Origin of the sequence: Massilia timonae CCUG 45783, assembly GCF_000315425.1 — a bacterium.
Classification (GTDB): Bacteria; Pseudomonadota; Gammaproteobacteria; order Burkholderiales; family Burkholderiaceae_D; genus Telluria; species Telluria timonae.
The window spans coordinates 110,856-123,674 of sequence record NZ_JH992922.1; the positions used below are offsets into that span (position 1 = coordinate 110,856).

Annotated in this window: 7 protein-coding genes; 4 read left to right on the forward strand and 3 right to left on the reverse strand. The window is 62.8% G+C overall.

Annotation, left to right across the window (positions count from 1 at the left end):
- Positions 1-128: 128 nt before the first annotated feature.
- On the forward strand, positions 129-1,751 hold the full coding sequence (locus HMPREF9710_RS00480) for a methyl-accepting chemotaxis protein (RefSeq protein WP_005662841.1): 1,623 nt from the start codon (positions 129-131) through the stop codon (positions 1,749-1,751).
- Here HMPREF9710_RS00480 and HMPREF9710_RS00485 read toward each other — a convergent pair whose 3' ends face one another.
- Positions 1,752-4,949: an error-prone DNA polymerase gene (locus HMPREF9710_RS00485; protein ID WP_005662842.1), complete on the reverse strand. Its 3,198-nt coding sequence runs from the start codon at positions 4,947-4,949 to the stop codon at positions 1,752-1,754. It lies immediately after the preceding gene.
- Positions 4,950-5,039: 90 nt separating this feature from the next.
- Positions 5,040-7,181: a hypothetical protein gene (locus tag HMPREF9710_RS00490; protein ID WP_005662843.1), complete on the reverse strand. Its 2,142-nt coding sequence runs from the start codon at positions 7,179-7,181 to the stop codon at positions 5,040-5,042.
- A 318-nt stretch (positions 7,182-7,499) separates the two neighbouring features.
- Between HMPREF9710_RS00490 and HMPREF9710_RS26845 the strand changes: the two genes are divergently transcribed.
- Both HMPREF9710_RS26845 and HMPREF9710_RS27600 read left to right on the forward strand, forming a co-directional pair.
- Entirely contained in the window at positions 7,500-9,668 is a 2,169-nt protein-coding gene (locus HMPREF9710_RS26845) for a serine/threonine-protein kinase (protein ID WP_005662844.1), read from the forward strand.
- Entirely contained in the window at positions 9,668-10,246 is a 579-nt protein-coding gene (locus HMPREF9710_RS27600) for a hypothetical protein (RefSeq protein WP_157225396.1), read from the forward strand. The genes HMPREF9710_RS26845 and HMPREF9710_RS27600 overlap by 1 nt, the downstream gene beginning before the upstream one ends.
- Positions 10,247-10,257: 11 nt before the next feature.
- Here the strand turns inward: HMPREF9710_RS27600 and HMPREF9710_RS00505 are convergent, their stop codons facing one another.
- The gene (locus tag HMPREF9710_RS00505) at positions 10,258-11,796 is read right to left on the reverse strand and encodes a sigma 54-interacting transcriptional regulator (RefSeq protein WP_005662846.1); all 1,539 of its coding nucleotides are present in this window, start codon (positions 11,794-11,796) and stop codon (positions 10,258-10,260) included.
- 228 nt (positions 11,797-12,024) lie between these two features.
- Here HMPREF9710_RS00505 and HMPREF9710_RS00510 point away from each other — a divergent pair, with 228 nt between their 5' ends.
- Complete coding sequence (locus HMPREF9710_RS00510) at positions 12,025-12,816, forward strand: PhzF family phenazine biosynthesis protein (protein WP_005662847.1); 792 nt, start codon at positions 12,025-12,027, stop codon at positions 12,814-12,816.
- Positions 12,817-12,819 lie beyond the last annotated feature (3 nt).

Below are 12,819 nucleotides of genomic sequence, written 5' to 3' on the forward strand. Positions count from 1 at the left end.
GAAAAGTCATCTATTGACTTTACTGATTTTATTGTTGTTTTTTTGCTGAATTATGCTTCGCCGCCGCAGACGACCTCCTCGGCCATGGCTATACTTTTCCTGCTATGTTGCCCTAATGAAAGAATTGCATGCGCCTGAACACCCCGGTCACCAATACCGAATACCAGCTCGCCGACGGCAAGACCATCGTCTCGACCACGGATTTGCAGGGCAATATCCGTTACGCGAACCCTTATTTCGTGCAGGTGAGCGGCTTTACCGAGGAAGAGCTGATCGGCGCGCCGCAGAATATCCTGCGCCATCCGGACATGCCGGTGGAGGCCTTCGCCGACATGTGGCAGGCGATCCGCGCCGGACGGCCGTGGAGCGGCATGGTCAAGAACCGCTGCAAGAACGGCGATTATTACTGGGTGTACGCCAACGTGACGCCGGTGCTCGAGAACGGCCAGGCGACCGGCTATATGTCGGTGCGCACCAAACCGACCCGCGAGCAGATAGCAGAGGCGACGGCGCTGTACGGCGAATTCAAGGCCGGCAACCCGCGCGGCCTGGTCTTGCGCAACGGCCGCGTCGAACACGGCGGCCTGCGCGGCCGCCTGGCGGCGCTGGGCCGGCTGCCGCTGCGCACCCAGGTCAACGGCGGCATGGGCCTGTTGACGTTGCTGCTGGCGGCGATCACGCTCCAGTGCTGGCGCGACGGCCTGCCGGCATGGGTCTTGTTGTCGCTGGCCGCTTCTCTGGCCATGGTGCTGGGCCTGTGGGCCAGCCTGCGCCGCAACGTGCTGGCGCCGCTGGCCGATGCATCCGGCTTCGCGCGCCGCCTGGCCGGCGGCGACCTCACCTGCCGCCTGGCGCCGCGCCGCGACGACGAGATGGGCCAGCTGGTGGCGGCCCTGCGCCAGTCGGCCGTGAACCTGTTCAGCGTGATCGGCGACGTGCGCGCCAACTTCGACGAGATCCGCCACGCCACCGGCGACATCGCGACCGGCAACCTGGACCTGTCGAGCCGCACCGAGACGCAAGCGTCGAGCTTGCAGGAGACGGCGGCCAGCATGGAGCAGCTCACTCACAACGTGGCGCAGAGCGCCGACAGCGTGAACGCGGCCAGCGACCTCGCGCGCCGCGCCGCCGCGACGGCCGGCAACGGCCAGCGCACCGTCACCGAGGTAGTGAGCACGATGGAAGCGATCAGCGCCTCGTCGCACAAGGTGCTCGACATCGTCGGCATGATCGACGGCATCGCCTTCCAGACCAATATCCTGGCCCTGAACGCCGCCGTGGAAGCGGCGCGCGCGGGCGAACAGGGCCGCGGCTTTGCGGTGGTGGCGGGCGAGGTGCGCACGCTGGCCCAGCGCAGCGCGGGGGCGGCCAAGGAGATCAAGGCGCTGATCGACGCGTCGATCCTCGACGTCGACAACGGCAACCGCCTGAGCGTGGCGGCCGGCGCGGCGATCCAGGAAGTGGTGGGCGCGGTCGACCAGGTCACCCGCGTGATGGACGAAATCGCGGGCGCGACGCGCGAACAGTCGGGCGGCATCGGCCAGGTGAACCAGGCGGTGACCCAGCTCGACGCGATCACGCAGCAGAACGCTGCGCTGGTGGAAGAAGCGGCCGCCGCGACGGCGACCTTGGCGCGGCAGACCGACGAGGTGTCGCAGGCCTTGCAGGTGTTTCAGTTGCAGGCAAACGCGCCGGGACGCAGCGCCCGCGCGGCCGCCGGCAAACACGCCATGAAATTGGCCGCGGCCTGATCAACAAAAATCCCTGCTGCGCGCATCCAGCCCGCCCAGCAGGTGCGACATATCGACCAGCCGCTTGGCCACCAGGTGGCGCACCTCTCCCTGGCGCTGCCAGATGCCGTACACCCCGAGCAGCGGCGCATTGAGCACCTCGCGCCGCTGCTGTTCGACCAGGGTCGGCCACACGATCACATTGACGTTGCCGGTCTCGTCTTCCAGCGTCATGAACAGCACGCCCTTGGCCGTGCCGGGACGCTGGCGCACCGTGACCAGGCCGCAGGCGCGCGCCAGCTGGCCGTCCTGGAAGTCCATCAGGCTTGAAGCCGGCATGAAGCGCTGCTTGAGCAGGCGCTCACGCAGCAGCGCCAGCGGATGGCGGCCGAGCGTCAATCCCTGCGCGCGGTAGTCGCCGACGATCTCTTCGCCTTCGCTCGGCGCCTGCAATGCCGGCGTCTCTTCGCGCGGCACGGTCGGGCGCAACAGATCCTTGTCGGGCGCCGCGCCCGAGGCCTGCCACAGGGCTTCGCGCCGGTGCCCGGCCAGCGACCGCAGGGCGTTGGACGCGGCCAGCACCTGCAGGTCGCCCCGGTCGAGATGCGCGCGCCGCGCCAGGTCGGCCACGCTGTCGAACGGCCGTATGGCGCGCGCCTGCTCGATGCGCTCGGCCGCCTCCTGCTTCAATCCGCGTTGCAGCGAGAAGCCCAGCCGCACCGCCGGCTGGCGCGAGCGGTCGACGGGGTCGTACTCTTCCAGCGCCGAATCCCAGCCGCTGACGGCGACGTCGACCGGCCGCACCTCGATGCCGTGGCGGCGCGCATCCTGCACCAGTTGCGAGGGACTATAAAAGCCCATCGGCTGGCTGTTGAGCAGCGCGCAGAGAAAAGCGGCCGGCTCGTGGCACTTGAGCCACGAACTCGCATACGCCAGCAGCGCGAAGCTGGCCGCGTGCGATTCGGGAAAGCCATACTCGCCGAAGCCCTGGATCTGGCTGAAGATTGCCTCGGCGAATTCCTGCTTGTAGCCGCGTTCGAGCATGCCGCCCACGATGCGCTCGTAGTATTTTTCGAGGCCGCCCTTGCGCTTCCAGGCCGCCATCGCGCGCCGCAGTTGATCCGCCTCGCCCGGCGTGAAGCCGGCGCCCAGGATCGCCACCTGCATCACCTGCTCCTGGAAGATCGGCACGCCCAGGGTGCGCCCGAGCGCGACCTTCATCTCAGGGCTCGGATATTCGATCGGCTCCAGCCCCTGGCGCCGGCGCAGGTAGGGATGGACCATGCCGCCCTGGATCGGGCCGGGACGCACCACCGCCACCTCGATCACCAGGTCATAGAAGCGGCGCGGCAGCATGCGCGGCAACATGCTCATCTGCGCGCGCGACTCGATCTGGAACACGCCGATGGTGTCGGCCTGGCAGATCATGTCGTAGGTGGCGCTGTCCTCGAGCGGGATGTCCTGCATCTCGAACACGTCGCCATAGCGCTGGCCGACCAGCTCCAGGCCGCGCCGCATCATCGACAGCATGCCCAGCGCCAGCACGTCGACCTTCATCAGGCCCAGTTCTTCGAGGTCGTTCTTGTCCCACTGGATGACGCTGCGATCGACCATCGTCGCGTTCTCGATCGGCACCAGGCGCGAAAGTTTTCCTTTCGCGATCACGAAGCCGCCCGGGTGTTGAGAAAGGTGGCGCGGGAAGTTCAGCAGCGACTGCGCCAGCGTGGCCCACTGGCGCGACAGCGGCGCCTCGGGATCGAGGCCGCTTTCGGCCAGGCGGCCCAGCAGATCCGCGCGGCTGTCGAACCAGTGGTGGGTCTTGGCCACCTTCTCGACGATGGCGAGATCGATGCCGAGCGCGCGCCCGCTGTCGCGCAGCGCGCTCTTGGGCCGGTAGCTGATCACCACCGCCGCCAGCGCCGCCCGCTGGCGGCCGTACTTGTTGTAGATGTACTGGATGACTTCTTCGCGCCGCTGGTGTTCGAAGTCGACGTCGATGTCGGGCGGCTCGTTGCGCTCGCGCGAAATGAAACGCTCGAACAGCAGGCTGGCGCGGGCCGGGTCGACCTCGGTGATGCCGAGGCAGTAGCACACCGCCGAATTGGCGGCCGAGCCGCGGCCCTGGCACAGGATGTGTTGCGAGCGCGCGTAGCGCACGATGTCATACACCGTCAGGAAGTAGTGTTCGTAGCCCATGTCGGCGATCAGTTCGAGCTCGTACTCGATCTGGGCCTGCACCTTGGCCGGCACGCCGTCGCGGAAGCGCCGGTGCGCGCCGATCCAGGTTTCGCTGCGCAGGTAGCTGCTGGCATCGTGGCCTTCGGGAACCACCTCATCCGGGTATTCGTAGCGCAGCTCGTCGAGCGAGAAGGTGCACAGGCGCGCGATGCGCACTGTCTCCGCCAGCGCCTCGCGCGAATAGATATTGGCCAGGCGCAGGCGCGCGCGCAGGTGCTGCTCGGCGTTCTGCGCCAGGCCGTAGCCGCAGGCGCCCACCGGCTTGCCAATGCGGGTCGCGCTCAGGGTGTCCTGCAAGGGTTTACGCGAGCGCACGTGCATGCAGACGTGGCCCAGCGCGACGATCGGCAGGCCATGCTGCCAGCCCACCTCTTCCACCGTGGCGCGGTGGGCGTCGTCGAAAGCGCGGTGCAGCTGGGTGAGGCCGAGCCAGGCGCGGCCCGGGAAGGTGGTGGCCATCCATGCCGCCTGGGCGTGCAGGCGGTCGACGTCCTGGGCTTCGTGGCCGGGGTATGGCGGCAGCAGGATCGCCAGGCAGTCGGGCATGTGCTGCAGGTGCGCGTATTCCTGGACGGGATTGGCCAGGTCGTCGGGCGTGAGCAGGTAGGTGCCCTTCTCGCTGCGCGTGCGGCCGATCGTGATCAGTTCGGACAGGTTGCCGTAGCCGTTGCGGTTTTGCGCCAGCAGGATCAGGGAGGGTGCCGGCGTCAGAGCGTCGTCGAGGCTCTTGAGGTGGAAGTGGGCGCCGATGATCAGGGGCAGGCCGGCGTTTTTCGCTTCGGCATGGGCGCGCACGACGCCGGCCAGCGAGCATTCATCGGTGAGCGCCAGCGCGAAGTAACCCAGCTGCACCGCGCGCGCGACCAGCTCCTCGGCGTGCGAGGCCCCTTGCAGGAACGAGAAGTTCGAGAGGCAGAACAACTCGGCGTAGGGGGGCAGCGCCTGGGGGGATGGGGGCTGGGCGGGGGTGGGCTTGGTCACGCTGGTGGGCTGTCAAACAGCCAATACTGTATAAAAACACAGTATAACCGAGCCGACCACGTCGGCGAAAAAACCTACGACTCAGGCTACTCAGGCGTGTGTGGGAAAGGGGCGCGGCATGGGTCCGAGGGACGCCCCTGAAGGATCTTGCACTCCCATCCGCGCACGCAGACTGGACACGCCACCACCGTGCGCACGGCGCATGACCTGCTGGTCGGCGCCAATCATGCGCTCATACGCCAGCATCAATGCCGTACCGCCCATTGAATTGATGTAATCGAGCATATCCATCGTGGTCTCGTAAGCCCAGCCAGAAAAGCTCTCGCCCAGTTCGCCCCCCGCCGCCGCACCGGCACTCGTGACGCCGCCCTGCACTTTCGTCAGGATCGTGACGATGGCCCACGAAATCGCCATCCATCCAGTCGTCGCAAGCGTCATGCGCAGCACCGGCATGAGAATGCCCGCTTCGTGGATCGCCTTGAGCACGCCGAGCAAGGCGCCGGCCGGCATTGCGCGGTTGCAGTCGATGGTTGCGATCAGGAACGCGATCTTGTTCATCACGCCAGGATAGCGCCGCAGAAAGCGGTACAAGGCAGGACCGATCTGCTGCTGGTCGCCAAGCAGCCGACCAAGACCGGCCGCTAGAAAGCAGCCGCCAGTGAGCTTCCACACCACTTTCACCAGCTTCATGTCGACCGGACCATCCATCATCGTCGCGCTGGCGAAGGTTTGCAGATGGCTGCCATTGCCGGCATGCGTAGGGCTCAGCAGCAGATTGAAGCAGGTGGAAAAATTGGGGTCGTAGCTGCCGTCCACCGCGATGGCGCCGCTCGCCGTCACCGCGATGAACGGCGCTACCGCTCCACCGACGACGCCGATATTGATGGCGCCATTGGCCTGGAGCGATGCCATCAACTGGAGTGCCTCCTGCGCGCTGCCGCCTGCACGCAGGAGGCCGTCGCTATTCGCGATCACGTAGCTGCCGTCACGGCATTGCAGGGTGATGGCGGCGGCATCCTGGGCCTCGGGTACGCCGATGGTAAACACCTCGGCCGCATCGCTCGAGGTCTCGAGCGCCGTGATCTGGCCGTCGGCGGCGATCGACCAGTAACCGCCTGCCGCGGTCTGGAGCTTGATCTCGTCGCCGGCGGCGAGCAGCCCGGCCAGCGAGACGTAGTTTCTGTCAGTGGTGAACGCGGGCTCGGGCTGCGTGATCGAGACCGGCGTATCTTCGGGCACGTTAACGCTCGAAACGGCCGCCACGCCCCAGCTATAGACCATCGAGAACGACTTGACGGCGGCCGGCCAGGTGTCGCCGAAGGTCAGGCTGTCGGCCGTGAACGACAGGCTTGCGTTTTCCACCAGCGCGGCGACCTTCTCCGTGACGTCGACCGGTCCGTAGGCGGCGGCGATGATGTTCAGGGCGCGGGGGTCGAGCGACGCCTGCCCGGCGGGAGCGGCCGGGTCGTAGTCGATGTGGAGAATCTGGTTCTCGGTGGTCGCGGCCATTTGCGGCTTGCGGTCGGCGTACTGGTAGACCACGTGCAGGGTCTTGCGCATGGCCGGCCAGCCATCGCCGAATACGCTGCTGGATGCGGCGACCGACAGCCTGCGCCGGCTCACGCTGGCGCGGACGATGTCGGTGACGTCCTTCAGGCCGTAGAAGGCGCTCAGGATGTGCAGCGGGGGACGGTAGCTGAGCGCATAGGGATTGCCCTCGACGACGATGTCGACGAACGGCACCTGGCCGCTGTAGCTGGCCACGATGACGAAGGTGTTGCGCTTCTCCTTGCTGGTTTCGCCGAGGGTGGTGCTGTCGGCGACCAGGGACAAGCTTCCGGTCGAATGGTCGGCCAGGTTGCGCACTGTCGCGCTTACGTCGGCGGAGCCGAAGCTGGCGCCCCACACGGTCAGCGCCGGCTGGGCGGTGCTGTCTTCCGAGGTTGAGGCAGGGGTTCGGATGGCTTGCTCGAACTGCTGTGCGCCGATGTTCAGCGTCTGGCCTTCCGAAGCCGTTGCCACGAACGTCGGGCCGCCGTCATAACGATAAACGACCGTCAGCGTCTTTTCGTGGCCAATCCAGGTGTCGCCGAACGCCCGATTGCTCGCCAAAACACACAGGGTTTCTGGAAAAGACTGACGGTTGACTTGCTTGATGACCTGAGCGGTAACCTGCTTGAGTCCGTAAGCCGCGCCAACGATCTGCAGAACGCCTGTGCTTTGGATAGCCATACTTGAATCTTCTTTCCGGAATGAATAATGCTTTGCGACAATTGCGATGGCAGGCGCGACGATCTTCCGTTACGCCCCCATTGTTGATACGCAATAGTTTGCAAACTCCGTGCCACGTTGAAACATGGTGTAGAAGCAACAGAATCGAGGATTTAGTCGACTAGCTATGCCTGTTGGGTGTAAAACAGCGGGTGTTTTTACATGTCAACGAAGAAGTTGACACGCCGGTTGCCTGAATCGCGAAGCTAGGAATGTGTATTCGGCAAGTTTCTTTCCCTGTAGTATTTACGGCGCCTGCGCCGACCAAACGAGCCGCAAATGACCTCCTCGCCTGACCTGCTTGCCAACCCCAGCACCGAGCGATATCGCCTCGGTAAGTTGCTTGGCAATGGCGGCTTCGGTGACGTGCATGAGGCGTGGGACCCGGCGCTGCAGCGCAGCGTTGCCATCAAGCGCCTGAAGCCTGACCTGGTGCGCGACCAGCCGGATAACCTGCTTCAGGAGGCGCGCCTGGCGGCCTCGCTGCGGCATCCTGCTTTCATCCAGATCTATTCGCTCGAAGACGACGGCCATAGCAAGTCGATCGTGATGGAGCTGGTTGGGGGGAAGACGCTGCATCAGCTGCTGGCCACGACCAAGCTGGCGTGGGATCAGATACTCGATATCGTTTGCCAGTTGGCGGATGCGATGGCGCAGGCGCATGCGGCTGGGTTGATTCATGGTGATTTGAAGCCGGCTAATCTGATGATCGAGCCGTCGGGGCAGGTCCGCATCATGGATTTTGGGCTGGCGCGCAAGATCGATCCGCTGGCGACCGAGTCGGGGGATGTGCTGCAGACGCAAGGGACGATTGCTTATCTAGCGCCTGAAATCTTGAATGGCAAGCATCCAAATACGCTCAGCGATATTTATGCTGTCGGTGTGCTGATGTACGAGATGATGCATGGGGAGAGGCCGTTTGCGCATCTGCATGGACTGGCCCTGGCCGCAGCTCAGGTACAGTCATCCTGTTCACAATGGAATTTTGCGGCAGACGCCGATCAAGGTATGGTCGCTTTAGTGCGTGCGATGTGCGCGCCAGACCCAGCTATGCGCATCCCAACAATGGAAGCAGTCAAGCAGGCTGCACAAACATTGCGCCAACCGGGTGCTAAAACGTCAAAATTATCTTCATCACCTACGACGACTAATACACCCGTGTCGCCACATGGTATTTGGCGGAGAGTCGGATTTGGCTTGGTAGCATTTATGCTCGTACTGGGAGGGACATATTTTGCACGCGTGGATAACTCGAGGCCCCAGTGGTTACCTCCAGCATCTAACGCTGCAAAAATGTCGAATGGCATGACAGCATTACGTCACTTCGACCGTGACGGCAGCTTAGATATCGCAATTGCAAATTTTAGTGGTATCTTGGAGAAGCAACCCAATCATGCCGCTGCAGCTGCAGGTATAGCGCTCGCATATGCTTTACGCTATTCGGGTGATCGTGGGGATGCAACTTGGCTAAAACGAGCAGACGCCAGTTCACAAGTAGCTCTCTCACTCGACGATCAGTTGGCACTTGGCTATGCCGCTATGTCTCACGTACGCGGACAGCAAGGTCGTTACGAAGAAAGCCTGCAACTTACTCAGCAAGCACTGCAGCTTGATCCATCCAATTTATTTGCCCTTAACTCCAGAGGTGAGGTGTTGATGCGAATGCAGCGCTACACAGAGGCTGAGCGCAACATTGAAATTGCACATAATGCATATCCAACGGAACGCTTGTTTGTCGATCAGTTAGGGGAGTTGCATGCGCGTAAAGGGGATTACATTAAGGCAGAGCAGGCCTTCCGGGATAGCATTCGATTGGAACCGGACGCAGTTTATGCTTATGCAAATTTGAGCGCAGTGCTGCAGCGACAAGGACGCGAGAAGGAAGCATTACAAGTGCTACAAGAAGGATTACAAGTTCGGCCGAGCGGAGTTCTTTATAACAATCTTGGAAATGCACTGTTCAATCGAGGCGATTACGTCGGCGCAGCAAAAGCATTTGAACATGCTGTCTCCGCCTCGAAAGGCAACAACATCGCATATTTACGATGGGCTAATCTTGCTGACACTTTACGCTGGATTCCAGGACGCGAGCGCGACTCTCAACAGGCCTATCGCAATGCAGCAATTCTAATGAAACCCCTACTCGAACACGCTCCAGACAACGCCACACTAACCTCGCGTATGGGGTTGTATTCCGCCAAGCTAGGTGACAAGGCCGCTGCATTAACTTTGAGTAAACAAGCAGTACTTGCCAAACCTGACAATCCAGATATCCGTTTCCGAGCGGCTGTCGCATACGAAGTAACAGGCAAGCGTGAGGCCGCATTGGCTGAACTAGCCAACGCGCAGCAACTTGGCTATCCGACAACACTGATCAGTACCGAACCTGATTTGTTGGCGCTGCGGAGTGATCCGCGGTTTGATTTACTTCGAATGGAAAGGAAATAATGACACAACCATTAATGACGTTGACCGCACGCTTCGATGTCAACCAAATAGACGACGGGGTCGATTGGGTTTTTGCTGATCTTGACTCGGCCATTGAAGCCCTTCACTCCCCAATTGAGGCACAATGGAATCGCGACATCCAGTTCTCAGCTGGCCAAGAATTCAAGATCGCCATTACAGCAAGCGATAAGGACAAAACTGGATTTGAGTCGTTAGAGGTCGTGGATTGCTGCCTGATTACCCGCCCCCATATCCTGTCCTGCGGACCGAATCAGCGCACCCGTTACGCTCCTCCTTCCCTCTTTGCATCCAGCAGCAGTCAGCAGCTCGGCGCCCTCTATAGAATTGAACCTTCGGCATTCACCGTACACAGTTCGGGGATCGATCCAGCGAAAGGAAAACGGATTACTCTACTATGGGACGGAAACTTGACTATAGGGCCTTATAACGGCCTGTGGGAATTGTCTTTTTATTTGACAGTTCGCATCAAGCGAAGTGGTGATGAGACTGAACAGCTGCGGGTATTTTACTTCGATCCTGAAACCGAGATTGGTAACGGTACATTCCCTCCAAACTAGTATCGAAAGATTTAAACTCTTTCGCTCAGACCTAACAGGCCAACATGACGCCGTAACGCCTCCGCCGGCGTCATAAGCCGCGAAGCACACCGCTGGAGATCCCCCTCACAAGCCTCCCAGGCCGCACGAATCTCTTCCTCCGAAATATTGGCAGGAAAACGAATCCGAGGGTGAGCCTCCAGCAATTTATAAACCGTCGGCCGCGAAATCCCCAGCATCCTGGAAGCAGCCAGAATTTGCCAATGACTCTTTTCCATCGCCTCCACAAGATCGTCATCGCTCAGCTCTGACACCTTGCGCCGCACCGGCCTTAAAGCAGCAGACGAAGAAGTTACAGCAGCATCGGGAGGAGCGACTACCTCCGCCACCACAGGCAGCCCCACCGCCTGTTCCAACACCGGCACATTCCCCGCTTGCAAATCCAGCGTCACCCGCCGCATCGCATGCCCCAGCTGCCGCACATTCCCCGGCCAGTCCCCATTGAACACCTGGCTCAGCAACTCGAACGGCAGATTCCACCCATCCCCTGGCGCCTCGGCCTCCAGAAAATGCCGCACCAACACACCAAGATCCTCACGCCGCTCACGTAACGCCGGCACCCGAATCACGAACGCCTCGAGACGCCGCCGCAAGGCCTGATTGAACCCACCCTCTCCCAGATCCTGGTCGGTCGCCGCAACGATCCGCGCATTCGACCTCGCATCCGCGCCCGCCCCAAGCGGCCGATACTCGCCGCTCTCCAGCACGCGGAGCAGCATGGCCTGCACCGACGCCGGCGTATCCCCGACCTCGTCCAGGAACAACGTGCCATCCTCGGCCTCGGCAAACCACCCGCGCCGAGCACTGGTCGCCCCGGTGTACGCCCCCTTGACCGCGCCAAACAATTCGGCCGCCGCCAGCGACTCATTCAAGGTCGCCATATTGATTGCAACAAACCGCCCGCTCCGACGCCCACTGAGGGCATGAATCGCCTGCGCCGCCACCTCCTTGCCGCTGCCGGTCTCGCCCAGCAACAGCACCGGCATGCTGGTCCCGGCCACCTGCGCAATCGCTTCGCGCATCTTGATCGCCCCGTCGCCAACGCCGATCAGTCCCGGCACGTTCGCCGCGCGCGGCAGGCTGCGCATCAGATGCAGGCACACGAAGATCTGGCTCCCCAGCCCGATCACGATGCCGCGCTCGAGTTCACCCGCCGTGAAGCGGTCGGTCCCGTTCGACGGCCGCCCATTGAGTTCCAGCCCCATCTTGCCGCGCACGTGATCGATCTGGATGCCGCCCTCGGCGACGAAGCGGATATGCACCGGCTCGCGTGTGATCGAACGCTCGCCCAGCGGCGTTCCTTCATGCCCCGCGCCAGGGCGTACGGAAAGCGGCGCGAACAGCGGCGCAAACCGGTTCAGCGCGATCGCGCCGCCCGCGGCTGGCCCCAGCATCTGTTCGCCGATGCGTTCGCGTTGCGGGTGCCACAGGATCGTGATGCCGAGCACCGGCGCCGATGCGAAGTCCTCGGCCATCCCATAGCTGGTCAGTGTCGCGTCGGGATCGCTCACGCTTGTCCACTCACGAAGTAAGCGCCGAGGGCATCGAGATATTCCTGAAACATGGGCTAAATGGGCACAATCCGCCTGATGAAAGATATACACAAATTCTAACCGATCGGAACGCTTCGGCGGCCTCTGGAAACCCAGCAAATTGTCGTGATCCGGCCAGCCCCTGACAGGCCAATCCAGCTATGATCCATCCAGCCTCGAGCGCCATGCCCGACAAGAAGGAGACCCATGCACATCCACACCCTGCGCTGCTTCGGCGTCACCGCCAACACGGGCAACCCCGCCATCGTCATCAAAGGCGATCCGTCACATCTAGATGCACGCCAGGCCTTCGCGCGCGAGCGCAACACCACCTGCGTCTGGATCGATCCGCCGAAGGACAAGGGCATGGCGGCCATCGTCGACTTCTACTATCCGCACATGCGCAGTCCCCTGTGCCTGCACGCCACGCTGGCCGCCGCTGCGCGGCTGTTCGCCCGCCCAGGCGCCAATCCACCATTAACGGTGAAGACCGCCATGCACGGCCTGCCGCTCGCACTGACCCGCGAAGCAGAACACCTGTTCGTGCGCCTGGCGCCGCAGCCCGCCCCGCAACCGGCACTTTCGCCGGAGCTACCGGCACGCCTGCTCGGCATCCCTACGTCAGCCATCGTCGCAGCGCCGCAAGTCGCCTCGGTCGGCAGCCCGAAACTGCTGGTGCGGGTGCGCGACCCGGCCACCCTGCACGCGCTGGCGCCCGACCTGGAAGCGATCGCGCAGTGGGGCAAGGAACACGGCGTCAACGGCCTGTACGCCTACGCAGGCGACGCCGATGCGCAGGCCTTTGAAGGCCGCAACTTCAACCACCTCGACCCACGGCTCGAAGACAGCGCCACCGGCGTCGCGGCCGGCGCCCTCACCGTCCTGCTCGGCCACGCATTGACCGTGCGCCAGGGCCACGCCACCGGCCACGATTGCCTGATCCGCACGCGGATCGAAGATGGCGCGATACTGGTCGGCGGCCGTGTCGAGATGATTTGACAA

Excerpts from the sequence above, each read along its gene's own strand:
- HMPREF9710_RS26845 (WP_005662844.1), top strand. The coding sequence starts at position 7,500 with ATGACCTCCTCGCCTGACCTGCTTGCCAACCCCAGCACCGAGCGATAT.
- HMPREF9710_RS00490 (WP_005662843.1), bottom strand. The coding sequence starts at position 7,181 with ATGGCTATCCAAAGCACAGGCGTTCTGCAGATCGTTGGCGCGGCTTAC.
- HMPREF9710_RS27600 (WP_157225396.1), top strand. The coding sequence starts at position 9,668 with ATGACACAACCATTAATGACGTTGACCGCACGCTTCGATGTCAACCAA.
- HMPREF9710_RS00480 (WP_005662841.1), top strand. The coding sequence starts at position 129 with ATGCGCCTGAACACCCCGGTCACCAATACCGAATACCAGCTCGCCGAC.
- HMPREF9710_RS00510 (WP_005662847.1), top strand. The coding sequence starts at position 12,025 with ATGCACATCCACACCCTGCGCTGCTTCGGCGTCACCGCCAACACGGGC.